Annotated in this window: 30 protein-coding genes and 2 pseudogenes; 13 read left to right on the top strand and 19 right to left on the bottom strand. The window is 71.6% G+C overall.

Annotation, left to right across the window (positions count from 1 at the left end; all coding sequences use genetic code 11):
• From AMY39116_RS46230 to AMY39116_RS0320870, 5 genes and pseudogenes are all read right to left on the bottom strand, one after another.
• A pseudogene (locus AMY39116_RS46230) lies at positions 1-928 on the bottom strand (hypothetical protein); the annotation flags it as partial.
• Between the two features lie 88 nt (positions 929-1016).
• Positions 1017-2024, bottom strand: a complete 1008-nt coding sequence (locus AMY39116_RS0320885) for a Ppx/GppA phosphatase family protein (protein ID WP_020419583.1) — start codon at positions 2022-2024, stop codon at positions 1017-1019.
• A 66-nt stretch (positions 2025-2090) separates the two neighbouring features.
• Positions 2091-2780, bottom strand: coding sequence for a response regulator transcription factor (locus AMY39116_RS0320880; RefSeq protein WP_027936104.1), 690 nt, complete (start codon positions 2778-2780; stop codon positions 2091-2093).
• Positions 2780-4000, bottom strand: a complete 1221-nt coding sequence (locus tag AMY39116_RS0320875; RefSeq protein WP_020419581.1) for a cell wall metabolism sensor histidine kinase WalK — start codon at positions 3998-4000, stop codon at positions 2780-2782. The genes AMY39116_RS0320880 and AMY39116_RS0320875 overlap by 1 nt, the downstream gene beginning before the upstream one ends.
• Before the next feature lie 107 nt (positions 4001-4107).
• On the bottom strand, positions 4108-4998 hold the full coding sequence (locus AMY39116_RS0320870; RefSeq protein ID WP_020419580.1) for an oxidoreductase: 891 nt from the start codon (positions 4996-4998) through the stop codon (positions 4108-4110).
• Between the two features lie 67 nt (positions 4999-5065).
• On the opposite strand from AMY39116_RS0320870, the gene AMY39116_RS0320865 reads away from it, so the two are divergent.
• Positions 5066-5695: a response regulator transcription factor gene (locus AMY39116_RS0320865; RefSeq protein WP_020419579.1), complete on the top strand. Its 630-nt coding sequence runs from the start codon at positions 5066-5068 to the stop codon at positions 5693-5695.
• Here AMY39116_RS0320865 and AMY39116_RS0320860 read toward each other — a convergent pair.
• Positions 5681-6280, bottom strand: coding sequence for a TetR/AcrR family transcriptional regulator (locus AMY39116_RS0320860; protein ID WP_020419578.1), 600 nt, complete (start codon positions 6278-6280; stop codon positions 5681-5683). The two genes, AMY39116_RS0320865 and AMY39116_RS0320860, sit on opposite strands and share 15 nt — an antisense overlap.
• A gap of 67 nt (positions 6281-6347) precedes the next feature.
• Here AMY39116_RS0320860 and AMY39116_RS0320855 point away from each other — a divergent pair, with 67 nt between their 5' ends.
• Positions 6348-6527 (top strand): hypothetical protein, encoded by a 180-nt coding sequence (locus AMY39116_RS0320855; RefSeq protein WP_020419577.1) that lies wholly within the window; start codon positions 6348-6350, stop codon positions 6525-6527.
• A 51-nt stretch (positions 6528-6578) separates the two neighbouring features.
• Here the strand turns inward: AMY39116_RS0320855 and AMY39116_RS0320850 are convergent, their stop codons facing one another.
• From AMY39116_RS0320850 to AMY39116_RS0320835, 4 genes are all read right to left on the bottom strand, one after another.
• A complete protein-coding gene (locus AMY39116_RS0320850; protein ID WP_027936103.1) occupies positions 6579-7319 on the bottom strand; it encodes a phosphoglyceromutase in 741 nt (246 codons plus the stop codon).
• 555 nt (positions 7320-7874) lie between these two features.
• Positions 7875-8390, bottom strand: a complete 516-nt coding sequence (locus AMY39116_RS0320845) for a YbjN domain-containing protein (protein ID WP_020419575.1) — start codon at positions 8388-8390, stop codon at positions 7875-7877.
• Positions 8387-9694: a D-inositol-3-phosphate glycosyltransferase gene (gene mshA, locus AMY39116_RS0320840; RefSeq protein ID WP_369794332.1), complete on the bottom strand. Its 1308-nt coding sequence runs from the start codon at positions 9692-9694 to the stop codon at positions 8387-8389. Before mshA ends, AMY39116_RS0320845 begins: the two co-directional genes overlap by 4 nt.
• Positions 9695-9793: 99 nt before the next feature.
• On the bottom strand, positions 9794-10963 hold the full coding sequence (locus AMY39116_RS0320835; protein WP_020419573.1) for an Ig-like domain-containing protein: 1170 nt from the start codon (positions 10961-10963) through the stop codon (positions 9794-9796).
• Positions 10964-11058: 95 nt separating this feature from the next.
• Here AMY39116_RS0320835 and AMY39116_RS0320830 point away from each other — a divergent pair, with 95 nt between their 5' ends.
• Complete coding sequence (locus tag AMY39116_RS0320830; RefSeq protein ID WP_027936102.1) at positions 11059-11793, top strand: SDR family oxidoreductase; 735 nt, start codon at positions 11059-11061, stop codon at positions 11791-11793.
• On the opposite strand, the gene AMY39116_RS0320825 is transcribed toward AMY39116_RS0320830, so the two are convergent.
• The gene (locus tag AMY39116_RS0320825) at positions 11794-12816 is read right to left on the bottom strand and encodes a UDP-N-acetylmuramate dehydrogenase (RefSeq protein ID WP_027936101.1); all 1023 of its coding nucleotides are present in this window, start codon (positions 12814-12816) and stop codon (positions 11794-11796) included.
• A 26-nt stretch (positions 12817-12842) separates the two neighbouring features.
• On the opposite strand from AMY39116_RS0320825, the gene AMY39116_RS0320820 reads away from it, so the two are divergent.
• From AMY39116_RS0320820 to purU, 7 genes and pseudogenes are all read left to right on the top strand, one after another.
• On the top strand, positions 12843-13343 hold the full coding sequence (locus AMY39116_RS0320820) for a DUF2505 domain-containing protein (protein WP_020419570.1): 501 nt from the start codon (positions 12843-12845) through the stop codon (positions 13341-13343).
• Entirely contained in the window at positions 13322-14119 is a 798-nt protein-coding gene (locus AMY39116_RS0320815; RefSeq protein WP_020419569.1) for a class I SAM-dependent methyltransferase, read from the top strand. Before AMY39116_RS0320820 ends, AMY39116_RS0320815 begins: the two co-directional genes overlap by 22 nt.
• Before the next feature lie 112 nt (positions 14120-14231).
• Positions 14232-14954 (top strand): GNAT family N-acetyltransferase, encoded by a 723-nt coding sequence (locus tag AMY39116_RS0320810; RefSeq protein WP_020419568.1) that lies wholly within the window; start codon positions 14232-14234, stop codon positions 14952-14954.
• Between the two features lie 77 nt (positions 14955-15031).
• Entirely contained in the window at positions 15032-15715 is a 684-nt protein-coding gene (locus AMY39116_RS0320805; protein WP_020419567.1) for a 1-acyl-sn-glycerol-3-phosphate acyltransferase, read from the top strand.
• Positions 15708-16178 (top strand): annotated as a pseudogene (locus tag AMY39116_RS47585) (DedA family protein); the annotation flags it as partial. The gene AMY39116_RS0320805 and the pseudogene AMY39116_RS47585, both read left to right, overlap by 8 nt.
• Positions 16179-16302: 124 nt before the next feature.
• Complete coding sequence (locus tag AMY39116_RS0320795) at positions 16303-17043, top strand: maleylpyruvate isomerase family mycothiol-dependent enzyme (protein ID WP_354956434.1); 741 nt, start codon at positions 16303-16305, stop codon at positions 17041-17043.
• Between the two features lie 26 nt (positions 17044-17069).
• A complete protein-coding gene (purU, locus tag AMY39116_RS0320790; protein ID WP_037322690.1) occupies positions 17070-17930 on the top strand; it encodes a formyltetrahydrofolate deformylase in 861 nt (286 codons plus the stop codon).
• On the opposite strand, the gene AMY39116_RS43335 is transcribed toward purU, so the two are convergent.
• The 4 genes from AMY39116_RS43335 to AMY39116_RS0320770 form a co-directional block, all read right to left on the bottom strand.
• On the bottom strand, positions 17927-18670 hold the full coding sequence (locus tag AMY39116_RS43335; RefSeq protein ID WP_157358635.1) for a hypothetical protein: 744 nt from the start codon (positions 18668-18670) through the stop codon (positions 17927-17929). The genes purU and AMY39116_RS43335 overlap by 4 nt on opposite strands.
• Before the next feature lie 76 nt (positions 18671-18746).
• Complete coding sequence (locus AMY39116_RS0320780) at positions 18747-19754, bottom strand: NADP-dependent oxidoreductase (RefSeq protein WP_020419563.1); 1008 nt, start codon at positions 19752-19754, stop codon at positions 18747-18749.
• 108 nt (positions 19755-19862) lie between these two features.
• The gene (locus AMY39116_RS0320775; RefSeq protein WP_020419562.1) at positions 19863-20297 is read right to left on the bottom strand and encodes an SRPBCC family protein; all 435 of its coding nucleotides are present in this window, start codon (positions 20295-20297) and stop codon (positions 19863-19865) included.
• Positions 20298-20343: 46 nt separating this feature from the next.
• On the bottom strand, positions 20344-21261 hold the full coding sequence (locus tag AMY39116_RS0320770) for an ABC transporter substrate-binding protein (RefSeq protein ID WP_020419561.1): 918 nt from the start codon (positions 21259-21261) through the stop codon (positions 20344-20346).
• 118 nt (positions 21262-21379) lie between these two features.
• Here AMY39116_RS0320770 and AMY39116_RS0320765 point away from each other — a divergent pair, with 118 nt between their 5' ends.
• On the top strand, positions 21380-22066 hold the full coding sequence (locus tag AMY39116_RS0320765) for an ABC transporter permease (protein WP_020419560.1): 687 nt from the start codon (positions 21380-21382) through the stop codon (positions 22064-22066).
• The gene (locus AMY39116_RS0320760; protein ID WP_020419559.1) at positions 22039-22788 is read left to right on the top strand and encodes an ABC transporter permease; all 750 of its coding nucleotides are present in this window, start codon (positions 22039-22041) and stop codon (positions 22786-22788) included. Before AMY39116_RS0320765 ends, AMY39116_RS0320760 begins: the two co-directional genes overlap by 28 nt.
• Here the strand turns inward: AMY39116_RS0320760 and AMY39116_RS0320755 are convergent.
• From AMY39116_RS0320755 to AMY39116_RS0320740, 4 genes are all read right to left on the bottom strand, one after another.
• A complete protein-coding gene (locus AMY39116_RS0320755; RefSeq protein ID WP_020419558.1) occupies positions 22772-23323 on the bottom strand; it encodes a YbaK/EbsC family protein in 552 nt (183 codons plus the stop codon). The two genes, AMY39116_RS0320760 and AMY39116_RS0320755, sit on opposite strands and share 17 nt — an antisense overlap.
• Positions 23324-23348: 25 nt before the next feature.
• Positions 23349-23645, bottom strand: coding sequence for a DUF2516 family protein (locus AMY39116_RS0320750; protein WP_017986361.1), 297 nt, complete (start codon positions 23643-23645; stop codon positions 23349-23351).
• A gap of 541 nt (positions 23646-24186) precedes the next feature.
• A complete protein-coding gene (locus tag AMY39116_RS0320745) occupies positions 24187-24807 on the bottom strand; it encodes a membrane protein (protein WP_020419557.1) in 621 nt (206 codons plus the stop codon).
• A 5-nt stretch (positions 24808-24812) separates the two neighbouring features.
• The gene (locus AMY39116_RS0320740) at positions 24813-25244 is read right to left on the bottom strand and encodes a helix-turn-helix domain-containing protein (RefSeq protein WP_020419556.1); all 432 of its coding nucleotides are present in this window, start codon (positions 25242-25244) and stop codon (positions 24813-24815) included.
• 111 nt (positions 25245-25355) lie between these two features.
• On the opposite strand from AMY39116_RS0320740, the gene AMY39116_RS0320735 reads away from it, so the two are divergent.
• The gene (locus tag AMY39116_RS0320735; RefSeq protein ID WP_020419555.1) at positions 25356-26489 is read left to right on the top strand and encodes a methyltransferase domain-containing protein; all 1134 of its coding nucleotides are present in this window, start codon (positions 25356-25358) and stop codon (positions 26487-26489) included.
• The last annotated feature ends 256 nt before the right edge of the window (positions 26490-26745 follow it).

Below are 26745 nucleotides of genomic sequence, written 5' to 3'. Positions count from 1 at the left end.
CGGCAGGCGGCGCGTCCGGGTCGACCGGGGCGTCGAGACCGTCCAGGCGGGCGGCCAGCCCGGTGCTGGTCTCCTCGCCCGGCGGACGGCGGCGCAGCGGCGGCGGCACGGCCTCCGCGGGCGGCACGGGCAGCGCGCCGGACTCCTGCGGGGGCAGCGGCAACGCCCCCGACTCCTGGGGCGGGCGGCGCACGAAACCGGAGTCCTGTGGGTGCGGTCGCCGCAGCGGCATCGAGTCCTGCGGCGGGGGCGGCAGCGCGCCGGTGTTCGGGCGCGCGAACCCGCCCGAGTCCTGCTGACCGCGGCGCGGCGGGGCGCCGGGAGGCTCCGGGGTGACCGGTCGCGGCAGGGCGGCCGAGCTCTGCTGACCAGGCGGAACGGGCTGACCAGGCGGAACGGGCTGGCCGGGGGCGGGCGGCTCGGGCGTCACCGGCCGCGGCAGGGCCGCGGAGCTCTGTTGTCCGGGCGGCACGGGCTGACCGGGGTTCTCCGGCAGGACCGGTCGCGGCTTCGCCGCGGAACTCTGCTGGCCGGGCGGGACGGGCTGACCGGGCGGGACGGGCGGCGCGGGCGGACCGGCGTGACCAGGCGGAACCTGCTGACCGGGCGGCGCAGCCGGGCCCTGTTCGGGACGGCGGAACCCGCCCGAGTCCTGGCGGCCGGGCGAGTCGGGCATGGCACGACGGCCGCCGTTGCGCCCGGGCTGAGCACCGTTGGGTCCCGCGCCGTTGGCGCGGACCCGGTCGATGATCGCCTGCGGGCCGGTCTCCGTCGGGTCCTGGGCGCGGCGGGGGCCCTCGTTCTCCTCCGGCGCGTCGTCGTCGGCCGCACGCCGGCGGCGCCGCCTGCCCTCGATGTTGCCGCCGTGCAGGGCGAGCAACTCGGCGACGGTCTTCTGCGAGCGGTCTTCTCGGCTCTCTCGGCTCATCGTGTCATCCCAAACAGCGCGTAGGGCCACAAGACGCGGGCTCGTGTACCGCACACGCCCACCACCGCCTTACGCATCCTTCCGCCTTTCACCGTGCCTGATCGAGCTCACCGAGGTCCAGCCGGTTGCTGTCACCGGTGGTTCTGCCGCGGCGAACAGTCGCCTCGTCACCGTTGGAGTGATCAAGTCGCCGCAGGATGACGCCCTCTCGCAGCGCCCAGGGACAGATCTCCAGTTCTTCCAGCGACAGCGCCCGCATCGCGGCCTGCGCCACCAGCGCCCCACCGGCCAGCTGGTGCGCGCGGCTCGCGCTGACCCCTTCCAGTTCGGCGAGGTCGGCCGCCTCCATCCGGGAGATGAACGCGATGAGCTGCCGCAGTGCGGTCTGGGACAGGGTACGGCGTACCCGCGGACCGGCTGCGGAGGGAGCCGCCCCGGTCAGCCTGGCCAGGGACCGGAAGGTCTTCGAGGTGGCCACCACGCGGTCCGGCACACCGAGCTTGGCGACTCGCTTCGCCAGCGGCGCCAGCTGGTCCTCCAGCCACGCCGACGTCGAGACCAGCTCGGACCGGGTCGGCGGGTCGTGGGCGAACCGGGTGCGGGTGATGCGGCCCGCGCCGAGCGGCAGCGACTCCGCGAGCGCCGGCTCCTCGTCGATCCCCATCGCGACTTCCAGCGAACCGCCCCCGATGTCGAGCACCAGCAACTGACCGGCCGACCAGCCGAACCACCGGCGCACCGCGAGGAAAGTCAACCGCGCTTCGTCAACACCGGACAGCACGTTCAGCTCGACACCGGTCTCGTCCGCGACCTTCCGCAGCACGTCGGAGCTGTTGTCGGCCTCGCGCACCGCCGAGGTGGCGAACGCCATCAGCTCCTCGCACCCGAGCTTGGCCGCGGAGACCTTCGCGTTCTCGATGGCCTCGACCAGCGCCTGCGCGCCCTGCTTGGAGAGGTGGTTGTTCTTGGTGATCTGCTCGGCCAGCCGCAGCACGGTCTTCTCGGAGTGCATCGGCGTCGGGTGGGCGCCACGGTGCGCGTCCACCACGAGCAGGTGGACGGTGTTGGAACCGACGTCGAGGACCCCTAGGCGCACAAAGCCCTACGGTACCGGTCCGCACCGTGTGCGGCCGCAAAGTGCCGGATAGGCCACCTCTGCTTGTCAGGACTCGAACTTGTACCCCAGGCCGCGGACGGTGACCAGGTGCCGCGGCGAGCCCGGGTCCGGCTCGATCTTCGACCGCAGGCGCTTGACGTGGACGTCCAGCGTCTTGGTGTCGCCGACGTAGTCCGCGCCCCACACCCGGTCGATCAGCTGACCGCGGGTGAGCACGCGGCCGACGTTGCGCAGCAGGTACTCGAGCAGGTCGAACTCCTTGAGCGGCAGCGACACCTCGCCGCCGTCGACGGTGACCACGTGCCGTTCCACGTCCATCCGCACCGGGCCTGCCGCGAGCACCAGCGGCGCCAGCTCGCCCTCGCCACCGGTCTCGCCGCCGCGGCGGAGCACCGCGCGGATGCGGGCGATCAGCTCGCGCGCCGAGTACGGCTTGGTCACGTAGTCGTCCGCGCCCAGCTCCAGGCCCACGACCTTGTCGATCTCGCTGTCCCGCGCGGTCACCATGATCACCGGCACCGCCGAGCGCTGCCGCAGCTGCTTGCACACGTCGGTGCCGCTCATGCCGGGCAGCATCAGGTCGAGCAGGACGATGTCTGCGCCGTTGCGGTCGAACTCGTCCAGGGCCTGCTGGCCGTTGGTGGCGACCGCGGCCGTGAACCCCTCCTTGCGCAACAGGAAGGCCAACGGGTCGGCGAAGGACTCCTCGTCCTCGACGATGAGCACTCTCGTCACTACTTTCCTCCCTGGTTCCGGCCGTCCTTGGCGGCGGTCACGACGAGCCGCGACAGCTGCGCGGGGGTCTGGTCGTCCGGGGCCGCGGGGGTTCCGTCCCCGTTGCGCCCGGACTGGTGCATCGGGATCCGCAGCGTGAACGTCGATCCCGTGCCCGGCATGCTCCACAGCTTGACCTCGCCGCCGTGGTTGGCGGCGACGTGCTTGACGATGGCCAGCCCGAGGCCGGTGCCACCGGTGGCGCGCGAGCGCGCCTTGTCCGCGCGGTAGAAGCGTTCGAAGACGCGCTGCTGGTCCTCCTCGGCGATGCCGATGCCGCGGTCGGTGACCGCGATCTCGACCATGCCGCCGGACAGGCGCCTGCTGATCGACACCGGGCTGCCCTGCGGCGAGTAGTTCACGGCGTTGTCGAGCAGGTTCGACAACGCCGTGACCAGCAGCGTCCGGTCGCCCTCGACGAGCAGGCCGCTCGGCTCGTCGGTGGTGATCTCGATTTCGCGGGACTCCGCGGACAGGCGGGTGCGGCCCAGCGCCTCCCGCACGACGGCGTCCACCTCGACCACGTTCAGGTCGGGCAGCCGCTCGGCGCCCTGCAGCCGGGACAGCGCGATGAGCTCGCTCACGAGCGTGCCCAGCCGGGTCGACTCGTGCAGGATCTTGCCGCCGAAGCGGCGCACCTCCTCCACGTCATCCGCCGCGTCCAGCACCGCCTCCGCGAGCAGCGCGATCGCGCCGACCGGGGTCTTCAGCTCGTGGCTGACGTTCGCGACGAAGTCCCGCCGGACGGCCTCCAGCCGGGCGGCCTCGGAGTGGTCGACCGCCTCGACGACGGTGAACCCCTCGCCGAGCGGGCGGATCTCGGCGACCACGGCCTCCGGCTGGCGGCCGCGGGCCTCCAGCGGCGACAGGTCGATCTCCATCGGGTCGCCGGTCTCCTCGACCTGCTCGGCCGCGACCCGCGCGCGCGGGTCGGCGCGATTGGCCTGGACCAGTCCGAGCGCCTCGGCGCGGCGGTTGAACAGCACCAGGTCGCCGAAGCGGTTCAGCACCAGGATCCCGTTGTTGGACGAGCGCACCAGCCTGAGCAGCAGTTCGGCGACGGTGGGGCCGGACGGCCGCCGCTGGGCCCGCCTGCGCTTGAGCCGCGGAACGAGGAGACCGGCGATCAGGCCGACCAGCAGACAGCCGACGGCCAGCAGGACCGCACCGGGCGCACTCACGGGTGAATCGTAAGCATGGAGGTGGCCGTTTGGCCTAGTACTGGCTGCCTTCTCGTGATGGCTGTGACACCTTCACAACGCGTGTTCGCAACCGGTTCAACCTGCGTTTACTCACCTCGACCCGGCTCGTGACCATTCACCCCGTCGAGCCGCGCGAGTTCCTCTTCGGACAGCCGCAGCGAAGCCGCCGCGATGTTCTCCTCCAGGTGCCCGACGCTGCCGGTGCCCGGGATGGCGAGCACGTTGGGTCCCTGGTGGAGGGTCCAGGCGAGCCGGACCTGCGCCGGGCTGACGCCGTGGTCCCGCGCGATCGCGGTGACGGTCTCGTCCTCCGCGCCGCTGGCGATGGCGAAGAACGGGACGAACGCGACCTTTTGGTCGGCGCACAGGCGGACGAAGTCGTCGTCCTCGCGCCGGGCGGTGAGGCCGTACTGGTTCTGCACGCACACCACCGGCGCGATGGCCTGGGCCTCGGCGAGGTGCTCCGGGCCGACGTTGGAGATGCCCAGGTGCCGGATCAGGCCCTCCTGCCGGAGTTCGGCGAGCGCGCCGAACCGGTCGGCGAGCGAGCCGGCGCCGCGGTCCAGGGTGCTGCCGATGCGCAGGTTGACGACGTCGAGGTGGTCCCGGCCGAGCTGCCGGATGTTCTCCTCCACCTGCAGCCGCAGCTGCTCCGGGGTCGCCTCCGGCAGGAACGAGCCGTCGAGCCCGCGGCCGGGGCCGACCTTGGTGGTGATCACCAGGTCGTCCGGGTAGGGGTTGAGCGCGGTGCTGATCAGCTCGTTGGCCGAGCGCAGCGGGGAGAAGTAGAAGGCGGCCGTGTCGATGTGGTTGACGCCCAGCTCCACGGCCCGGCGCAGGACGGCGATGGCCTGGTCGCGGTCGAGCTTCCCGCCGCCGGAGATGGCCAGCCGCATGGCGCCGTAGCCCACGCGGTTCACGGTGAGGTCGCCGAGCTGCCAGGTGCCTGCCGCGCCGGCGTTGATCGTTTCGGTCATGGCTCCAGGTTGGTCCGGCGCTCGCGGACGCGCCGCCGCTTGGCAACTTGCTGCCACACTGGTTGTCATGGACGTGCTGGTGCGGGGTGAGGCCGAGTTGTTCGCGCGGACGGCCCACCTGTTCGCCTCGGCTCAGGAGATCTTCTGCGCCGCGAACGACCTGCACACGTGGGCGGCGGCGCACCAGGTGCCGCACAGCAGGCAGCAGGACATGACCGGCCGGACCGTGCGGAAGCTGTACCGCCCGGCGTCGCTACTGCAGCCGGGCGGGGTGGCGCACCTGCGCGAGCGGGAGCGGCTGGGCGCGAAGATCCGGATCACGCTGGACGAGATCAACGAGACGATCGTGCTGGACCGGAAGGTGGCGATCCTGGCAGGCGGCGCGGCGAGCGGCGAGCGCGGCTACACGGTCGTCACCAGCCCCGAGGTGATCGGCAGCGTGACGAGCCTGTTCAACGCGGCCTGGCGGGCGGGCACCGAGCTGGCGATCTACGAGACGGAGTTCGCCGAGGTCAGGGCGCTGGCGCCGCGGATACTCGACGAGCTGGCCGCGGGCAGCAAGGACGAGACGGCCGCGCGGGCGCTGGGCCTGAGCGTGCGCACCTACCGGCGGCGGGTGGCGGAGCTGATGGACGCGCTGGGCGCGACGTCCCGTTTCCAGGCCGGGGTGCGTGCCCGGCAGCTAGGACTGGTCTAGCGCGTCGAGGTGGGCCCGCAGCGCCGACAGCGCCTCGGCCGGCGACCACAGGTCCGGGTGCAGGACCCCGTTCAGGCTCAGGCCGTCGATCAGCGCCGTGAGCCGCCGCACCTCGGTGTCCGGATCGTCGAGGTCCAGCGCGGCGAGGACGCGCCCGACCAGCGCCCGCGTCCCGGACGCCGCCTCGCGTGCCAGGTCCGCCAGCCGCTCGTCGGTGCGTGAGGCGACGGCGAACTCGAGGAACACGGTCACCTCGGCCCGCCGGACGTCGTCGAGCGGCAGCAGTTCGGCCAGCAGTTCGGTGCGCGCCGCCCGGCGCTCGGCCGGGGACAGCCCGCCGACGTCGCCGAGGGCTTCGACCTTCTCGGTCAGCCGGGCAGACACCCGGTCGATGACCGTCCGCATCGCGAAGCGCATCAGCTCGGCCTGGCCGTCGAAGTAGTGCCGGACGGAACCGACGTTCAGGCCGGCTTCGGCCGCCACCGTCCGCAGCGACACCCGGTGCAGCCCCTCGCGCACGGCCAGCCGGAACAGCGCGTCGGCCACTTCCGCCCGCCTGCTCTCCGGGTCCACGATCTTCGGCACCTGGCCTTTGTATCACAGGTGTGCTAACTTCTATTTATCACAGTTGGGATATAAAGGAGGGGTGGCTGTGGAAGCCGTAATCACCGTGCTACTGGTCCGGTTCGCGTTGATCGCGGCCGTGGTCGTGGCGCTCGCGCTCGTCGTCCTCGCGATCGTGCTCGTGCTGCACCGGCGCGGCAAGGGCGATCAGGCACGCCGGGTGGCGCGAACGGCGGCCGAGTTCGCCCAGCGCCGGATCGGGCGCTGAACGCGAAAACGCCGGCTCCTCCAGGGGAGCCGGCGTTTCGGCGGACTGGCGTCAGCGGCCCTGGTTGGCGACCGCGGCGGCGGCCTCGGCCGCGGCCTCCGGGTCGAGGTAGGTGCCGCCCGGGTTGACCGGCTTCAGGTTCTCGTCCAGGTCGTAGCGCAGCGGGATCCCGGTCGGGATGTTCAGGCCCGCGATGGCGTCGTCGGAAATGCCGTCCAGGTGCTTGACCAGGGCGCGCAGCGAGTTGCCGTGCGCGGCGACCAGCACCGTCTTGCCCGCGCGCAGGTCCGGCACGATCGCCGAGTCCCAGTACGGCAGCAGCCGCGCGACGACGTCCTTCAGGCACTCCGTGAGCGGCGCGTCCGGGCCGTAGCGGACGTCGGTGTCCTGGCTGAACTCGCTGCCGCGCTCGATCGGCGGCGGCGGCACGTCGTAGGAGCGGCGCCAGAGCATGAACTGCTCCTCGCCGAACTCGTCCCGGACCTGCTTCTTGTTCTTGCCCTGGAGCGCGCCGTAGTGCCGCTCGTTGAGCCGCCAGTCGCGGCGCACCGGGATCCAGTGCCGGTCGGCGACGTCGAGCGCGATGTTGGCGGTCGAGATTGCGCGGCGCAGCAGCGACGTGTGGACGACGTCGGGCAGCAGCCCGCTCTCCGCGAGCAGCTCGCCGCCCTTGCGGGCCTCCTGCTGTCCGAGCTCGGACAGGGGCACGTCGACCCAGCCGGTGAACAGGTTCTCGGCGTTCCAGGTGCTCTGCCCGTGGCGGAGCAGCACCAGCGTCCCAAGTTCGGCCATACCGCTAGCCTGCCAGAACACGCCGAGCGACCGGATGACGCCCGGAGCTTTCTACAGACAGTGTGTTACCACTCGGTAGAGGTTCGCCCGACCACTCCTTGACCGGTTGAACACCGCTCATGAAAGTGACACTTGCTGCACACCGTTAACACAGACAGTGAGAATCACTCGAACGGAGTAACCAGTAGTCTTGTGATTACTGGTGGACATCTGACAAGTTGGCTTACGTCCCGCTCGGCTGGAATTCCACGCACTCCCCAGCCGGACGCGGGGTACGACCGCAGCCTGTCTCCCCCCTGCCGGGCTGCGGCCCCGCCGGCCCCGTTGGCACTCCCCCTCGCCACCGGGTCCAGATGCGGCGGGAGCGTTCGCGGGGCGGCTTGAGTTCGCGACTCCCCCTCCCTCAAGCCGCTCCGCCCGCTCCTCCTGTTCGCTCGCTGCGCTCGCTCCCGGAGCGGGCGTTCGCACATTGCATTTGGGGGGCGACCCCCCAAACCCCCACGGTGCGAGCTTCTTGCGTTGGCGGGCGCTGGGCGCGATGGGCTTGGACCAGCGTCAGTCGTCGGTGAGGGTGCCGGGGTCGTGGGGGTTGTCGGGCTCTATCAGGTGTTTGAAGGCTTGTAGGTTTGCCAGGCTTTCGCCGCGGCTGACGCGCCAGTTCCATTCGCGCTGGATGCTTGTGGCGAAGCCCAGTTCGAGGATGGTGTTGAAGTCGCCGTCCGCGGCTTCCAGCACCTGGCCGAGGATCTTGTCCAGTTCCGGCTCGGTCACCGCGTCCTTGCCGAAACGGCCCACCAGGTAGATGTCGCCCAGTGCGTCCACGGTGTAGTGGACGCCGTAGAGCTTCGCGTTGCGGCGCAGCAGGAAGCGGTAGACCTGCTCGTGGTTTTCGTCGGGACGGCGGCAGACGAACGCCTCCACGGCGAAGGCGTGGTCGCGTTCGATGAGCCAGGCGTTGGTCTGCAGCTTCTTCGTGCCGGGAAGGGTGACGAAGTACTTGCCCTCGGCCTTGCGGTCGTACTTCAGGCCGGCTTGGTCCAGTGTTGCCCGGACGACCTTGTCCAGCGTCATACGGCGACCTCCTCGTGCAGCGCGGCCAGCGTCCGCGAAGCCGCCACATAGCTCTCCAACAGGGCGTCCGTGGTGCGCGCCCACGAGAACCGCCGCGCGTGCACCAGCGCGTTCTCCGCCAGCTCCGCCCGCCGCTCCGGCCGCAACGCCACACTGGCCAGCGCCCCGGCCCAGTCCCGCGCCGCGTGCGAGGGCACCAGCAACCCGGACACGCCGTGCGCGACCGCCACCGGCAGCCCGCCGACCTCGGCCGCCACCACGGGCGTCCCGCAGGCCTGCGCCTCCAGCGCGACCAGGCCGAACGACTCGTTGTAGCTCGGCACCGCCACCACGTCCGCGGCGCGGTACACCTCCGCCAGCCGTTCACCCGGCTGCGGCGGCAGGAACCGCACCACGTCCTGGATACCCAGCGACACGGCGAGCTCACGCAGGGCCTGCGGCTGTTCCAGCCCGGTGCCCGACGGACCACCCACGACCAGCACGATCAGCCGCTCCCGCAGCTCCGGCTGCCGCTGGAGCAGGTGCGCGGCCGCGTGCAGCAGCACGTCCGGCGCCTTCAACGGCTGGATCCGGCCGGCGAACGCCAGCACCACGGCATCGCGCGGCAACCCCAGCCGCCGCCGGGCCCCGGCCTGCGAGCCGGGCACGAACCGGTTCAGGTCCACCCCGGGCGCGACCGTGTGCACCCGCTCCGGAGCCGCGCCGTAGAGGTCCACCAGCTGCCGCGCCTCGACCGGCGTGTTCGCCACCAGCCGGTCGGACTCGGCGACCACCTGCTCCTCCCCGATCACACGGGTGCGCGGCTCGGGCTTGTCGCCCTCGGCGAGCGCGGCGTTCTTGACCTTCGCCAGCGTGTGCGCGGTGTGCACCAGCGGCACGCCCCACCGGTCCCGCGCGAGCCACCCGACCTGGCCGGACAGCCAGTAGTGCGAGTGGATCAGGTCGTAGTAGCCGGGCTCGTGGAAGGCCTCCGCGCGCAGCACGCCCGAGGTGAACGCGCACAGCTGCGCGGGCAGCTCGTCGCGGCCCAGCGGTTCGAACGGGCCCGCCGGGATGTGCCGCACCAGCACGCCCGGCGCCAGCTCGGCGACCGGGGGCTGCTCGGACGAGGTCGCGCGCGTGAACACCTCGACGGCGATCCCGCGCCGCGCCATCTCGACCGCGGTGTGCGTGATGTAGACGTTCATGCCACCGGCGTCACCGGTGCCGGGCTGCTCCAGGGGTGACGTGTGCACCGACAGCACCGCGACCCTGCGCGGCCAAATCGTCTGCGTCCGTCGTGATCCGCGCAGCGAGATCGTCACCTGGTTCAACTCCCGTGTCAGTCTCTTTCCGCATCAGGGCGGAGCCCGTGAACGACAACGCCCACGGGCCCCCGACATCTTCCCAGCGGTGCGAAACCGTCACAGCGCGGACTTGGCCTGCCAAGCGCTCCAGCTGACGAGCCAGTCCATCACGTCCGAGGTGACGACCGGTCCGAGCCGCGACCCGGTGATCTCCACGGGGTCGCCGATCAGGGCCGAGTCGAAGTAGTTCTTCGCGTCGGCTTCCAGCAGGTTGACGCAGCCGTGCGAGGTGTTGGCGCGCCCGATGTTGGCCGCGTTGTCCTGGTTTTCGTGGATGAACTCACCGTGGTTGGAGAACCGGCAGGCCCACTTCTTGTTGACGTTGGTGTAGCCGTAGCGCGCGTTGTCGAAGATCGCGCTCGGCTCCTTCGTCATGATGATGTAGGTGCCGTTCGGTGTGTTCAGGTTCACGTCCGAGTCCTTGCCGTTGCTGCACGGGTAGCTCTTGTACAAGGACCCGCCCCGGTACACGTTCATCTTGTGGTCCGGGGTGTGGATCTTCACGACCTGGTTGCGGCCGATCTTGAACTCGGTGGTGACGTCGGCGCGCGGGTAGGCCCCGCCGCCGAGGTCGATGCCGTACAGCTTCGCGTCGACCTTGACCGTGGTGTTGGCGGGCCAGTACTCCTTCGGCCGCCAGTCCACCTGCTGGTCGGACAGCCAGCCCCAGGAGCCTTCCACGTCGGTGGACGTCTCGATCTTCAGCGCCCGCTCCACGGCGGCCTTGTTCTTCACGGCGCTGGTAAACTTCACGCTCACCGGCATCGCGACCCCGACGGTCGCGTCGTCGGTGGGGTTCAGCGTGACGCGCACGGTGGAGGCCGGCTTGAGCGTCGAGAAGCTGCCGGTCAGCGTCACCGGCTTGCCGTCGGTGCCGGTGGCCGTCGCGTTGTAGGTGTAGGTCTTGTCGTAGCCGAGGGTCTCGCTGCTGGTCCAGGTGGTCTTGTCGTCGCTGAGCTTGCCCTCGACGGCCTTGCCGTCGGCGTTGGTCAGCTTGACCTCGGTGAGCGTGCCCTTGGCGACCTTGACGGTGACGGGCTGCAGCACGGGCACGTTCTTCGCGTCCGCGGCGGGTTCGGCGGTGATGACCGCGGCAGGAGGCGCCTCGGCCGTCGCCCCGCCCCCGGTCTGCGCGCCGCCGTCGTCCCCGCCGCTGGTGCACGCCGCGGCCATGGTCGCCGCACCCGCGGCGAGCGCGGCCTTGAACACCGTGCGCCTCTCGATCACCTGTTACCTCCGCACTCCGTACTTCTCCCGGACGTCAAAGCGACGCCCGGCCCTGCCGCGTTACCGGCGTGTCCCCCGCTGGGAGTATGTGCGGTATGACGACCAAGCGAACCGCAGTGATCACCGGCGCCAGCGCGGGCATCGGCGAGGCGACCGCCCGCGCCCTCGCCGAGGCCGGATTCCACGTCGTGCTCGGGGCTCGCCGCCTCGACCGCCTGGAGAAGCTGGCCGCCGAGTTGTCCGGAACCGCACACGTACTGGACGTCACCGACCCCGGTTCGGTTGCCGCATTCGTCCAGCGGGTTCCAGATTGCCACGTTCTCGTCAACAACGCGGGCGGCGCACGCGGCCTGGAGCGCGTCGAGGAGGCCGACGAGGACCACTGGCGCTGGATGTGGGAGGTCAACGTCCTCGGCACGCTGCGCATGACGAAGGCGTTGCTGCCGAAGCTGATCGCCTCCGGTGACGGCCACGTGGTGACCGTCACGTCGATCGCCGGCCACGAGGTCTACGACGGCGGTTCCGGTTACACGTCAGCCAAGCACGCGCAGTCGGCCCTGCACCGCACGCTGCGGTCGGAGCACCTCGGCGACCCGGTGCGGATCACCGAGATCGTGCCCGGCATGGTCGAGACCGACTTCTCCGCCAACCGGTTCGACGGCGACACCGAGCGCGCCGCGAAGGTCTACCAGGGCCTCACGCCGCTGACCGCGGAGGACGTGGCCGACGTGATCGCCTTCGCCGTCACGCGGCCCTCGCACGTGAACCTCGACACCATCGTCATGAAGCCGCGCGCGCAGCTCAACGGCAGCCGCGCCCACCGCGAGTGACTACAGCGAGCAGTTGATCAGCAGTGGTTCGGGACGCAGCGTGACGCCGAAGCGGGCGTGCACGCCGTCCCGGACCTCGCGGGCCAGCGCCAGCAGGTCCGCGGTGCTGGCCGAACCGCGGTTGGTGAGGGCCAGGGTGTGCTTGGTGGACAGGGACACCCGCCCGCCCGGCCCCGGGTGGCCCTTGCCGAAGCCGGCCCGCTCGATCAGCCAGGCCGCGGACAGCTTCACGCCGCCGTCGGCCGGGTAGCGCGGCATCTCCACGCCCTCCAGCGCCGGCGGGATCTCCGCGACGATCGGGTTGGTGAAGAACGAGCCCGCGCTCCACGTGTCGTGATCGGACGCGTCGAGCACCATGCCCTTGCCCTGCCGCAGCTTCAGCACGGCCTCGCGCGCCTGCGCCGCCGGAACCCGCGCGCCCTGCTCGACGCCCAGCGTGCGGGCCAGTTCGGCGTAGCGGATCGGCGCGGACAGCCCGTCGGCGCGCAGGGCGAACCGGACACTGAGGACGATCCCCCAGCTCTCCCCCTTGAGCACGCTGGTGCGGTAGCCGAAGCCGAGCTCGTCCGCGGTCATCGTGCGCACCTCGCCGGTGCGCCGGTCGTAGCACTCGATCGAGGTGAGCAGGTCGGCCACCTCGCAGCCGTAGGCGCCGACGTTCTGGATCGGCGTGGCGCCCACCGAGCCGGGGATGCCGGACAGGCACTCCAGCCCGCCGAACCCGGCCTCGACGGTCGCCGCGACGAACTCGTCCCAGTTCTGCCCGGCCGCGACCTCGACCTCGTCCCCGTCGATGCGCCAGCCGCTCGTCGCGATCTTGACCACGGTGCCGGGGAAGCCGTCGTCGCCGACGACGAGGTTCGACCCGCCGCCGAGCAGCAGCACCGGTCCCTCGACCGAGCGCACCGCGGCCAGCAGCTCGTCGGTGGTCCCGGCCACCACGAACGCGCGGGCTGGGCCGCCGAGGCGCAGGGTGGTGTGCTCGGCCAGGGTCGTCTGGGTCGGTGTTTCGAGACGGCTCACGAGCACAAACGGTACTGTCTGGCCTCATGGCATCCCGTATCGAGCACCGCGCGGAGTACCCCAACGGCGTCTCCGAGGTGTTCCGGGCCGAGACGAGCGAGGAGGCGCTGACCGCCCGCCTCGCCGAGATCGGCGGCAAGAACAGCGCCCTGCTCAGCCATTCCGCGGACGACAACGGCGCCAGGTACACGCTGCGACAGGGCATCGAGGCGGACAAGCTCCCGCAGATCGTCCGCAAGCTGCAGCCAGGCGACCTCTACGTCGACCGCGAGCACACCTTCACCCGCGACGGGGACGGCTACACGGGCACGGCGCGGGCCACGGTGAGCGGGATGCCCGGCGAGATCACCGCCCGCACCGAGCTGCGTCCCCGTGGCGACGGCTCGGTCGTCGAGACCCGCGGCGAGGTCAAGGTCAAGATCCCGCTGGTCGGCGGCAAGCTGGAGAGCTTCGTCGCGGGCGAGCTGACCAAGCTGCTGGCCCGCGAGGCCCAGTTCAGCCGCGAATGGCTGGCGCGCGCCCGGTAGGCGCGCCGACCCGAGGAACCACGAACCCCAACCGCCTGCGCCGCGTCGACCGCTGGCTGGCCGGCGCCCCCGAGGTGTCGGCCGCGCTGCGCCGCGCGCCGGACCCGCTCGTCGTGGACCTCGGGTACGGCGCGTCCCCGGTGACCACGGTCGAGCTGGCCGCGCGGCTGCGGCGGGTCCACCCGCGGGTCCGGGTGCTCGGGCTGGAGATCGACCCCGAGCGCGTCGCGGTCGCGAAACCCGCCGCGCGGCCCCCGTCGCTGGACTTCCGCCAGGGCGGTTTCGAGCTCGCCGGGACCCGGCCGAACCTGGTGCGCGCGTTCAACGTGCTGCGGCAGTACCCGGAGGACGAGGTCGAGGGTGCCTGGAAGCTGGTACTCGACCGGCTCGCCCCTGGCGGGCTGCTCGTCGAGGGCACCTGCGACGAGATCGGGCGACTGTCCACCTGGGTCACCCTGGACGCGGACGGCCCACGCACGCTCTCCTTGTCCTGCCACCTGGATTCGCTCGACCAGCCGTCCACTTTGGCCGAACGACTGCCGAAGGCGCTGATCCACCGCAACGTGCGGGGCGAGCGGATCCACGACCTGCTGTCCACACTGGACATCTGCTGGGCGACCGCCGCACCGCACCAGGCCTTCGGCGCCCGCGCCCGCTGGCTGGAGACCGTGCGGCTGCTCGCCGCGCGTGGCTGGCCGGTGCTGACCCGGCCGCGGCGGATCCGGCTCGGCGAGCTGACCGTGCCGTGGGCGACCGTGGCACCCGGAAGCAGGTAGGGACAACCCCACCAAAGTAGCGGGGGCGGCACGTACGGGCGTTCCCCGGGTTGTCCCTGATCTTGCCGGAAGTTGCTGGCTCAGGCGGTGTGCGCGGCGACACGATCGCCCCATGACCGCAACCCTCAGCAGGCAGTACGAGGCCGTCATCACGACGGACTCCGACATCGTCCAGGCGTGCCAGCGACTGCGGCACCGCGTGTTCACCACCGAGTTCGGCGCGGCACCGCACCCCAGCGGGCTGGACGCCGACGAGTTCGACGACGTGTGCGAGCACCTCGCCGTGATGCACGGGGGCGAGGTCGTCGGCACCTACCGGCTGCTGCCGCCCGGCCGGTCGGCGCGGCTGTACTCGCAGTCGGAGTTCGACCTGGACGGCCTGGCGCCGCTGCGGCCGCACCTGGTCGAGACCGGCCGGTCGTGCGTGCACCCGGACCACCGCTCCGGCGGGGTGATCAACCTGATGTGGTCGGCGATGGCGCGGTACGTCGTCGGCCACGGCTACCGCTACCTCGCCGGGTGCGCGTCGGTGTCGCTGACCGACGGCGGGGCCGCGGCGGCCGCCACGTGGGCGCTCGCGCAGGCCAAGCACCGCCCGCCGGGCGAGCTGCGGGTCGAGCCGCACCGGCCGTGGATCCCGCTGCCGCGCACCGAACGCCCGCCCAGCTACGCCCAGGTCCCGCCGCTGCTGCGCGGCTACCTGCGCCTGGGCGCGTGGGTCGGCGGGCCGCCCGCGCACGACCCGGACTTCGCGGTCGCCGACTTCTTCACCGTGCTGGCGGTCGACGAGATCGGCGAGCGCTACCGCAGGTTCTTCCTCGGGGAGAATTCATGAACCCGTGGGACGTGACTTCACCTTGTACCCCTCGCTGCGTCACCCACCGGCTGCCTGAGATCAGCACACTGCGGACCGTGCGACGGTGGCTGGCGCTGGGCTCGGTCCTCGCCGGCGTGCGGCGGGGGAACCTGCGCCCGCACGCCCGCGGGGTGCTCGACGCCCTCGGCGTCACCCTGGACGCGAACACCGACCTCCTGCGGGTGCCCGCGGGCACCGGCACCCTGATCGTGGCCAACCACGTGTCGTGGCTGGACATCGTCGCGCTGCTGGCCGTCGACCCGGTCGGGTTCCTGGCCAAGCGCGAGGTGCGCTCGTGGCCGGTCATCGGGTCGCTCGCGCAGGCCTGCGGGACCCGGTTCATCGCCCGGCGGGAGCTGCGGGAACTGCCCGCGGTGGTGGCCGGGCTGGCCGACGCGCTCCGCGCCGGCGAGTCGGTCGTCGTGTTCCCCGAGGGCACGACGTGGTGCGGCGGCCAGGGCGGCACGTTCCGGCGCGCCGCGTTCCAGGCCGCCATCGACGCCGGCGCGCCGGTGCGGCCGGTGACCTTCGCCTACTCCCAGGGCGGGCAGCCGAGCACGGTCGCGGCCTTCGTCGGCGACGACGCTCTTCTGCCGTCGCTGAGCCGCGTCGCGCGCGCCCGCGACCTGCGGATCGAGCTGACCGCGCACCCGCCGCTGGAGCCCGCCGGCGACCGGCGCGAGCTGGCCGCGCGAGCCCAGGACGTCGTCCGGTCCACCCGGGTCCCGGCGCATGCTTGACTTCCTGAACCACCTCGGTGAGCTGCTCCAGGGCGCCCTCGGATCGCCCTGGCTGTGGCTGATCGTGTTCGCGGTGGCGGGCCTGGACGCGCTGCTGCCGTTCATGCCGAGCGAGACGACGGTGATCACGGTCGCCGTGCTGCTCGGCACCGACGTGCCGAAGCTGGCGCTGCTCGCGCTGCTCGCGGCCGCCGGAGCGCTCGCCGGGGACTGCCTGTCGCACGCGGTCGGCCGGGGTGCGGCGCCCGCGCTGACGCGGTGGCTGCGCGGCGGGAAGCAGGACCGCTACGAGTGGGCTCGCGGACAGGTCGACCGCAACGCCGGGCTGCTGATCGTCGCCGGCCGGTACATCCCGGGCGGCCGGGTCGCGAGCGGGCTGGCGACGGGCAGCATGGGCGTGCCGTGGGCGCGGTTCATCGCGCTCGACGCGCTGGGCGCCGGGATCTGGGCCGTCTACAGCGTGATCATCGGCGCGATCGGCGGCGCGAGCTTCGACGGGCAGCCCGCCAAGGGGCTGCTGTTGTCGTTCGGCATCGGGTTGATCATGGTCGGTGTCATCGAGGTGGTGCGGCGGTTACGCTCACGGCATGCAGCACGCCGAGTACCTCGCGATGATCGAGGCGCAGTGCCGGGCCCTGCGCGCGGCCGCGGTGCGGACGGGACCGGAGGCGCCGGTGCCGACCTGTCCGAAGTGGACTGTCCAGCGCCTCGTCGACCACCTGGCGAAGGTCCACTCGTGGGTCCGGTCCGCGCTCGCCGATCCCACCGGCGCGAACGTGACCCGCGGGCAGCCGCCCGCCGACTGGACTGAACTGCTGTCCTGGTGGGACGAGCAGCTGCAGGGGATGCTCGCCGGACTTGCCGATCCCGCGGCGCCGGCGTGGCTGCCGTGGACCCGCTACGAGCAGACCACGCGGTCCTGGGCGCGGCGGCAGGCGCACGAGACGGCGATCCACCGGCTGGACGCCGAGCACGCGCTGGCAGGCAGCGCGGAGGCGTCCGCGGTTCCATCGCTCGTGTTCGACCCGGAGTTCGCCGCGGACGGCGTCGACGAGCTGCTCGCCTGGATGCTGCCGACGCGCGCGAAGTGGGACCAGTTCGACTTGTCCGGTTCGGTGCTCGTGCACGCCGCCGACGCCGGTCGCATGTGGCGGGTCGTGCTGCACCCGGGGCAGCCCGGGACGATCGAGCCGGTGACGGCCGCGTTCGAGGCCGACGTGACGGTCGCGGGCACCGCCGACGCGGTGTACCGGCGCGTGTGGGGGCGGCCCAGCCACGCCTCGGTGACCGGTGACGTGCGTCTCCTGGAGCCCCTGGCCGCGCCGTGACGGGGAGCGGCGGGGAAGATGGGGCCGTGTCCGAACGACGTTATGTGATCACCTTCGGCTGTCCCGACCGCACCGGCATCGTCGCGCGCGTGTCGTCCTTCCTCGCCGACGCGGGCGGCTGGATCGTCGAGGCCGCCTACCACACCGACCCGGACACCGGCTGGTTCTTCACTCGCCAGGAGGTCAGGGCGGACTCGCTGCCGTTCGGTGTGGACGAACTGCGGTCGCGCTTCGCCGAGGTGGCGACGTCGCTGTCGGCCGAGTCGAACTGGCGGGTCGAGGACACCTCCGAGCGCCGCCGCGTGGTGATCCTGGTGTCCAAGGAGGGGCACTGCCTGTACGACATCCTGGGCCGGGTCGCCGCCGGTGAGCTGGACGTCGACGTGCGTGCGGTGATCGGCAACCACGACAACCTCGCGGACATCACGCGGGCGCACGGCATCCCGTTCCACCACGTGCCCTTCCCTGCCGGCGACAAGGCGGAGGCGTTCGCCGAGGTGCGCAAGCTGGTCGACGAGCACGACCCGCACGCCGTCGTGCTCGCGCGGTTCATGCAGATCCTGCCGCCGGAGCTGTGCCAGGCGTGGTCCGGCCGGGCGATCAACATCCACCACAGCTTCCTGCCGTCGTTCATCGGCGCGCGGCCCTACCACCAGGCGCACCGCCGCGGCGTGAAACTGGTCGGCGCGACGTGCCACTACGTGACCGCCGACCTGGACGCCGGGCCGATCATCGAGCAGGACGTGATCCGCGTCGACCACGGCGACACCGTGCCCGACCTGGTGCGCAAGGGCCGGGACATCGAGAAGATCACGCTCGCCCGCGGCCTGCGGTGGCACCTGGAGAGCCGCGTGCTGGTGCACGGCAACCGCACGGTGGTGTTCTAGGCCGCGAGCACCGCGCCCGCGATCAGCAGCGTGTAGACACCGACGGCGGCCTGGATCGCCTTGGTGCGGCGGCGTTCCGGCGCGTGCCGCAGCAGCCAGGCCAGCCCGGGGACCACGAGGACCGCGTGCATCGTGACCGCGTGCACGAGCTTGAGCGAACCCGCGGTCGTGTAGGCGAGCTGCGGTTGTCCGCCGCGGGCGAGGGTGACGCCGTCGGCGATCATGATTGCGCCGACCACCATGGCCGCGAACAGCACGACGAGCCCGAACCGCAGGGCCAGCGTCATGCTCGGGCTGAGGTTCGTCGTCCGCCAGGCCGCCACGGCGAAGGCCAGCACGGTCACGATGATCACCGCGCCGCCCGCGGCCAGGCTGTAGGAGACGGCGGTGTCGAAGCCGGTCTCGAAGTTGAAGTGCGACGGCACCCCGCGCCAGACCTGCAGCGTCACCAGGGCGACCTCGACGACGCTCACCGCCGTGAGCGCGCCGAGGAGCGGGGTGCGGCGGCGGACCTGGAGGAAGCTCGTCGCCCAGGCGACGCTGGCCAGGGTGAGGCCGAAGGACAGGCCGAACGTCATGGCCTTGCGGTAGGACAGCGGCCCCTCCCACGTGGTGCCGCTCGCCACGAGGACCACCAGGTGCACGAGGCCGCTGGTGAACAGGACGGCGGCCACCACGTAGGCCACGCGCTCGACTGGCCGGGCGCGGGTCCAGAGGCTTTCGCGAAGTGCGAGGGTCATGCCGACGATGGTCGGCGTTCGGAGCTCTCGCGGCGTCTGCCTGGCAGCGTCTCTTCGCCGTACGTCGGCGGGCGTATCAGACGCGCACGAGCATCTTACCGGTGTTGGCGCCCGCGAGGAGGTCCAGGAAGGCCTGCGGGGCGTTGCGCAGCCCCTCGACGATCGTCTCCTCGTACTTGATCTCGCCGGAGCGGACCAGCGGCGCGACCTCCTCGAGGAACTTCGCCTGCAGGTCGTAGTGGTCGCTCACCAGGAACCCGCGGATGTCCAGCCGCTTGCCGATGATCTGGCCGAGGTTCCGGGGCGCGGCGGGCGGCTCGGTGGCGTTGTAGATCGAGATCATCCCGCACACGGCGATCCGCGCGTGCACGTTCGCCGAGTTGATGGCGGCTTCCAGGTGCTCGCCGCCGACGTTGTCGAAGTAGACGTCGATGCCCTCCGGCGCGGCCTCTTCCAGCTGCTTCGCGACCGGCGCGTTCTTGTAGTTGAACGCGGCGTCGAAGCCCAGGTCGTCGACGAGGTGCCGGACCTTCTCGGCCGATCCGGCGCTGCCGATGACCCGCTTGGCGCCCTTCACCTTCGCCAGCTGGCCGACGACGGACCCGACCGCGCCGGCCGCGCCCGAGACGAACACGGTGTCACCCGGCTGGAACCGCGCGATCTCGGTCAGCCCGGCGTACGCGGTGAGGCCGGTCATGCCGAGCACGCCGAGGTACGCCTCGCGCGGCGCCGCGCCCGCGTCGATCTTGGCCGCCTGCTTCGGGGTGACCACGGCGTGGGAACGCCAGCCGAAGCCGTGCAGCACCAGGTCGCCCGGCCGCAGGGCGTCGGTGTTCGACTCGACGACCTCACCGACCGCGCCGCCCAGCATCACCTTGCCGACCTCGTACGGCGGCGCGTACGACTTGGCCGAGCTCATCCGGCCACGCATGTACGGGTCGACGCTGATCTCCAGGTTGCGGACCAGGGCCTCGCCGTCGCCGGGCCGCGGCACCTCGACGTCGACCACGTCGAAGTTGTCCAGCGTCGGCGCGCCGTGCGGACGGGAGGCGAGCCGGATCTCGGTCGCGGTGGTGCTCATCATGCGCTCCAGTGGGTGTCGGAAGTGTGTCTCCACGGCTGCCAACACACTAACCGGGGCGCTGATTCCGCTTTGTGGCTGAGGCTACAGCCACCGCACCGAGCGGCGCGGCTAGACGAGCTCGGCGAGCTTGCCCAGCACCCCGTCGTAGATCCGGCGGAGCCCGGCCGGCGCGAAGGTCTTCTCGAAGAAGCCCCCGATGCCGCCCGCGCCCTGCCAGGTGGTCTCGATCCGGACGGTGCTGCGCTCGCCCGCGGGCCGCACCGTCCAGGTCGTGACCATGCTGGAGTTGGCGTCCGTCTCGACGAGGGTGCCCGCTTCCGGCTCGGACACACTCGCCGCGACGTCCCGCACCCGCTTGGAGGTGGCCTGCAGCTTCCACTTCGCCTTCGTGCCGGCGCCGGTGCCGCCCTCGACCACCTCGTAGTCGCGGTAGTGCTCGGTCAGGATCTTGGGCCGGGTCTCGGCGTAGTCCGCGACCAGCGCCCGCACCTTGTCGGCCGGTGCGTCGATCGTCCGTTCCGCGCTTGCGGTGACCTTCGCCATAACCCCTCCTGATCTGCTCGAACGCTGTCGCCCGCGACTCTATCGATCAGAGGAGGCCCTGCTGCGACAGCCAGTCCTTGGCGACGTCCGCCACCTGGTCGCCGTCCTCGTCGACCTGCTTGTTCAGGTCACGCAGCTGGTCGGTGGTCAGCTTCGCGCTCACCGCGTTGACCGCCGCGGCGAAGTCGGGGCCGCGCTCGTCGAGCACCTTCTGGTTCACCGCGGGCACGATGTTCTCGGTCGCGACGATCTTCTGGTCGTCCTCCAGCGCGGTGAAGTCGGGGTTGCCGACCAGGGGGTTCACCGAGTCGAGCGGGATCACCGTGACCGCGCCCGAACGCAGCTGCTCGACCCGCGGGCCGGACTCCTGGATGCTCGAGAACGTGACGTTCAGCTTGTAGACGTCACGGAAGCCGATGAAGCAGTTGGCCCGGGTGCCGCACTCCGGCGGGCCGCCCAGCACGACCTTGTCCAGCTTCTTCAGGTCGCTGATCGTCCGCAGGCCCTGCTGCTGCGCGAGATCGGACTTCACCACGTAGGTGTTCTTGTTCTCGGCAGGCGCGTAGTCCAGCAGCCCGACGCCGGACGGCTTGAACAGCTCGGCGAGCTTCGCGTGCTCGGACGCCGCGTCGTTCGGCGCCTGCTCGTTGAACCCGGAGCTGATCGCCGCGCCCTGGTACTCGGGGATGAACTGCAGCTCGCCCGACTTCAGCGACGGGTACACCAGCTCCCGCGAGCCGATGTTGAACTTCCGCTGGACCGGGTAGCCCTTCGCCTCCAGCGCCTGCGCGTACACCTCCGCCAGGATCTGGCTGTCCGTGAAGTTGAACGACGCCACCACGATCGGCGCGCCGCCCTTGCCCGGTGCGGCCGTGCCGCCGTCGTCCCCGCCGCCGCAGGCCGTGAGCCCGAGGACCGCCACCGCGAGAATCCCGGCCGCCCGCAGGCTCCGTGTCCACCGCATACCTGTTCACCCTCCCAGTGCTGTTCGTCGCCAGCGACCCTATCCGCGGGCACCGACAGAAACCACATAGTGAGATCGTCCGCCCGTCAGTGTCGGTCACCGCCCGTATGCTCGCCCGGTGAGCGAGTACGTGCTGGCCGCGACCGACCGGCCGCTGTTCGAGTGGCGCTGGGTGGAGCGCAACGCGGACGAGATCGCGCAGCGCCTCGGCGAGCACCTGGCGCTGACGGCGGCCGCGCTCGCGATCGGGCTCGTCGTGTCGGTCGCGCTGGCCGTGTTGTCGCTGCGCTGGCGCTGGTTCTACGCGGTCGCGCTGGGTGCGGCAGGCGCGCTGTACGTGATCCCGAGCCTGGGGGCGTTCGCGCTGCTGGTGCCGTTCTTCGGGCTGTCGTTCACCACGGCCGTGATCCCGCTGGCCACGTACACGCTGCTGATCCTGCTGCGCAACATCGTGACCGGCATCCAGCAGGTGCCCGCGGAGGTCCGGGAGGCCGCGATCGGCATGGGCTTCACGCGGCTGCGCCTGTTGCTGCAGGTCGAGTTCCCGCTGGCGCTGCCGGTGGTGATCGCCGGGCTGCGGGTCGCGGCCGTGACGACGATCGGGCTGGTCACGGTCACCGCGATGCTCGGCATGGGCGGGCTGGGCTTCTTCATCCGGCAGGGCATCCAGACGACCACGCCGAACCCGACGGCGATCATCGTCGGGATCGGGTTGTCGATCGTGCTGGCGGTGCTGGTGGACGCGCTGTTGTGGCTGAGCGAGCGGGCGCTGGCCCCGTGGGCGCGGAAGGCGGGGCGGGCGTGAACGCGTTCGAGCAGGCGCTGGACTGGCTGGGGCAGCCGGGCCGGTGGAGCTGGACCGACCCGGCCGGAATCCCGTACCGCACGCTGGAGCACCTGGGCTTTTCGGCGTTGTCGCTGGTCATCGCGGCCGCGCTGGCGGTGCCGCCCGCGCTGGTGCTGGCGCACTACCGCCGGGGCGCGTTCCTGGCCAGCAGCGCGGTGAACATCGGCCGCGCCATCCCGAGCTTCGGGTTGATCATCCTGTTCTGGTACCTGGCGAGCCGGTGGGAGGTGAACACGTCGTTCTGGCCGCTGCTGCTCGCGCTGGTGGCGCTGGCCCTGCCGCCGTTGTTCACCAACACCTACGCCGGGGTGGTGTCGCTGGAGCCGGAGGCCGTGGACGCGGCGCGCGGCATCGGGCACACCGAGGGGCAGATCATGCTGCGCATCGAGCTGCCGCTGGCGTTGCCGGTGATCCTCGCGGGCGCGCGGGTGGCGTTCCTGCAGCTGGTGGCGACGGTCGCGATCGGCGCGATCGTCAACGACGGCGGCGGGCTGGGCCGGTTCATCGTGGACGGGTTCGCGCAGGGCGCGGGCGGTTACGGCGAGATCCTGGCCGGCGGGCTGGCCGTCATCGTGCTGGCCCTGGTGTGCGAGGGCGTGTTCGCGCTGCTGGAGCGGTTCGCCGTGCCGCGGGGCCTGACGTTGTCGCGCCGGGCGACGATGTCTACGCGACCGGTTTAGCCAGGCCGTCGATCACCTCGGCGCCGGGCAACGACGCGAGCAGGTCGCCGGTGACCAGGAGTTTCCCGCCGCGGATGCCACTGCCGATGACGAGTTCCGGCGAGTCGGCGACGGCCTTGTCGACGAGAATCGGCCAGTCCGCGGGCAGCCCGACGGGCGTGATGCCGCCGTAGGCCATGCCGGTGAGGGCGACGGCCTCGTCCATCGGTGCAAAGGAGGCTTTGCGCACGTCCAGGCGGCGCTTGATGACGCCGTTGACGTCGGCGCGCGTGGTGGCGAGCACGAGCGCGGCGGCGAACCGGACCTCACCGGCGCGCTTCCCGGCGACGACGACGCAGTTGGCGGAGGCGTTCAACGGTGAGCCGTAGGCCTCGCAGAACGCGGCGGTGTCGGCGAGTTCGGGATCGATCTCGACGGCGCCGACGCTGTCGGCGTCGAGGGCGGCCAGTGCTTTGGCGACGGGCTCGGCGAGCAGGTCGGTGCGTTCGGCGGCCGGGTGGACGGTCAGCGTCCCGGCGATGCTCCAGGTCCTCACGCCGCCAGGATAGGGAATCGCCGGTTCACCAGTTCTTGCCGCCGCGCTGAACCTCGATCAGCCGCGGCCGCACGTCGACGAGGTAGACGAGGACGGCGACGATGCCGGCCAGCCAGAAGAGGCTGCCGGCGCCACCGAAGCCGAACAGCCCCATCGCGGCCGTGCCGGCGCCGGTGATGGCGAGCCAGATGGGCTTGGTCTTGCGGTCCGCGGCGTGGTAGGCGTCCGCGCGCTGGAGAAGGGCGTGCACGAACGCGCCGAGGCCCACCAGCGTGCCGGCCCAGCTGATGACCTGCATGATCCAGTACGCGATGAACGGCACGTCCCTAGCCTACGTCCCTTCGCCCCCGCCGTCGGATCCCCGGTGTCCAGAATGCCACGAACGCCCGGGCCCGTCACCGCCGTCCCCGGCGGGCCGCCCCTGGCTCACCACGCCGCCGAGCACACCGCACACAGCCAGCGGTTGGCCGAGCACACGCGGCACACCAACGAGCCCACGCACCGCCCAGCCCCGCTAGGCACCCCGTCACCACGAGCAGCCCCGCACAGCAAACCCTTCCTCGCCCACGCCCCACGCCCGGGGCAATCGCCACACAACTTCCCTCCCCTGAACACCCGCCCCCCGGGGCAACCGCCGCACCAACCGTCCCTCCCCGAGCACCCCCACGCCCCGCGGCAACCGCCACACAACAAACCATCCCTCCCCCCAAGCACCCCCCCGAAGCAATCGCCGCACAACAAAAGCCCACCGGCCGCGCCGAGCGGTGCTCGGCGCGGCCGGTGGGCTTTGCGAGTTGCCTGCGGTGGCTGCCGAGCCATGCGCCTCGCGCATGGTGGCCGCCCACCCGGGCGTGCGGCTTGGCCTACTTGGTCGTCTTCGGCGTGGTCGCGTTCGCCGGGCGCTTGGCCGGCGTCGTGCTCCGGCGGGTGGCCGGGGCCTTCGTCGTGGCGGTCTTGGGGGCCGGCTTGGCCTGCTCCTCCTTGACCTCGTCCTCGATCCGGTCCGCGACGTCGTCCGCCGCCTCGGCGACCTTCTCGCCACCGGCGCGGGTCCGCTTCGCGACCAGGCCGAGCACGTCCTCGACCTTCTCGCGCGCCTCGGTGCTCACCTCGCCGACCCGCTCCTGCGCGGTGGTCAGCGCCTCCTCGACCTGCTCGACCACGCTCTTCACGCGCGGCTCGGCCAGGAACTTGTCCCACGCCTGCTCACCGGTCTCGGCCAGCTTGTTGTACAGCTTGAGCGCGGCCTCGGTGTACTCGTCGATCAGCTTGCGCAGCTCGGTCGGGTCGAGCTTCTCCCGCAGGGTGGTCACCTCGGTCGGCAGCTCCTCGATGTTCTTCCGCGCCACCTCGCTGCCCTCGACGACCCGCTCGCGGGCCTTGCCCACGGCGTCGACCACGGCCTGGCCGGCCAGGTTGCCGGCGCCCAGGGCGGCCAGCAGCGGGGTGCGGAGCTGTTCGATGGCGGTCTTGGTGCTGGGCATTGTGCTCACTCCTTGGCGATGACGGTTGCTTGTCCTCGATCGCCGCCCGCCGCCGCGTTCTCCCGGCGGAACGACTCGTACACGTCGAGCAGGACCTGCTTCTGCCGCTCGGTGAGCTCGGCGTCCGCGCGGATCGCGTCGGTCACCGGTCCACCGTTGGGCAGGTCGAGGATTCCGGCCTGCACGTAGAGCGCTTCCGCGGAGATCCGCAGCCCCTTGGCGATCTGCTGCAGGATCTCCGCGCTGGGCTTGCGCACCCCGCGCTCGATCTGGCTCAAGTACGGATTGGACACTCCGGCGAGCTTTGCCAGCTGCCGCAAGGAGATCTTCGCGTTGTTGCGCTGCTGGCGGATGTACTCGCCGATCCCGGAGGCGATGTCGGCGACCTTCTCCACCGGTCCGCCCGCCGAATTCTCGTGGCCGTTGTCCTCCGACATGTCAGTCCATCTCCTCGCGACGATTCCAACGGTACGCGCGGGTGCTAGCTATTGCAAGCACCCTGCTTGCAACCATCGGGTGTTACTTGAGTCACCCGTTACGGTGGGGGTGTGCACAGCACGGCACGCCGCCGGCGCCAGCTGGCCGAGTCGCTGCGCCGGGACGGCATGATCACCGATCCGGCCTGGCTGGACGCGTTCCGGCGGGTGCCGCGGCATGCCTTCGTGCCCCGGTACTTCCTATCCCAGCCCGGTGGCTGGCGCGCCGTCGACCGCACCGATGGGGACTGGCTCGACCACGTCTACGCCGACCAGGTCCTGGTCACGCAGCTCGACGGCGATCCGAGCGCGTGGGAGCGCGCTCGCCGGGAGGGCGTGGTGCGTGGCAACCCGACGTGCTCGTCGAGCATGCCTGGGATCATGGCGGTGATGCTCGAGGAGCTGTCGGTGCACAGCGGGCACCGGGTGCTGGAGATCGGCACCGGCACCGGTTACAACGCCGCCCTGCTCTCCGAACGGCTCGGCTCGTCGCTGGTGTCCACAGTGGATGTGGACGAGGAGCTGGTGCGGCTCGCTTCGGAACGCCTGTCGCTGTGCGGGTACCACCCGACGGTCGCGGTCCAGGACGGCGCGGAAGGCTTGCCGGACGGTGCGCCGTACGACCGCGTGTTGTGCACGTGTTCGGTGTCGGAGGTGCCGATCGCGTGGCTGGAGCAGGCGACGCGCGGGGCGATCGTGGTGACCACCCTGAACCGTCCGATCGGCGCCGGCCTGGTGCGGCTGATCGTGATGCCCGGCCCGATCGCACGGGGCCGCGTGCTGAGCCGCGACGGCCGGTTCATGCCGCTGCGGGCGCACCGTCTCGCGGATCCGGCGTCGCTGCCGGAGATCGCCGGGCCCGCGCGCCCCACGGACCTGTCCGCGGAGGTGGTCCTGCACCCGTCGAGCCGGTTCGAGTTCTTCGCCGGGCTGGCGCTGCCGGGGGTGGTGCCGGTGTTCCGCGGCGAGGACGCGTTCCTCCTGCACAGCGACGGTTCCTGGGCGCGGGTGACAACGCACGCCGACCGAACGACGGTGGCCCAGGGCGGCCCGCGACGGCTGTGGGACCTGACGGAGGCCGCCTACCGGCAGTGGACCGCGCTCGGCAAGCCAGCCCGGCAGCGCTTCGGGATGACGGTGACGCCCCTGCACCAGGAATTCTGGCTGGACGACCCCGACGGCGACCACCGCTGGCCGCTGCAGTAGGTCACGTAGCCGCCGACTGGCCCGCGGCGCGCTCTGCCCCCGACCGCCCGCACGATACCGGGGCACTCCCCGCGCGTAACGACGAGGCCCGCACTCCGCGCACCCCAGAACGACCTCCGGCAACCAACACCCGACGCACCCCGCCAGCAACCACCGACAACCCAGCAGGCACACCCGCTAGCGATCACCGATACCCAGCGCACAGCGCACACCACGCGCCAACCGCCAGCCACGTCCCCAGCGGCGAGCACGCCGT

The sequence above is a fragment of the Amycolatopsis sp. ATCC 39116 genome (assembly GCF_000231075.2).
GTDB classification, from domain to species: Bacteria; Actinomycetota; Actinomycetes; order Mycobacteriales; family Pseudonocardiaceae; genus Amycolatopsis_E; species Amycolatopsis_E tucumanensis.
The sequence above is the reverse complement of the archived record's forward strand: the minus strand, read 5'-3'. Positions and strand labels throughout refer to the sequence as shown.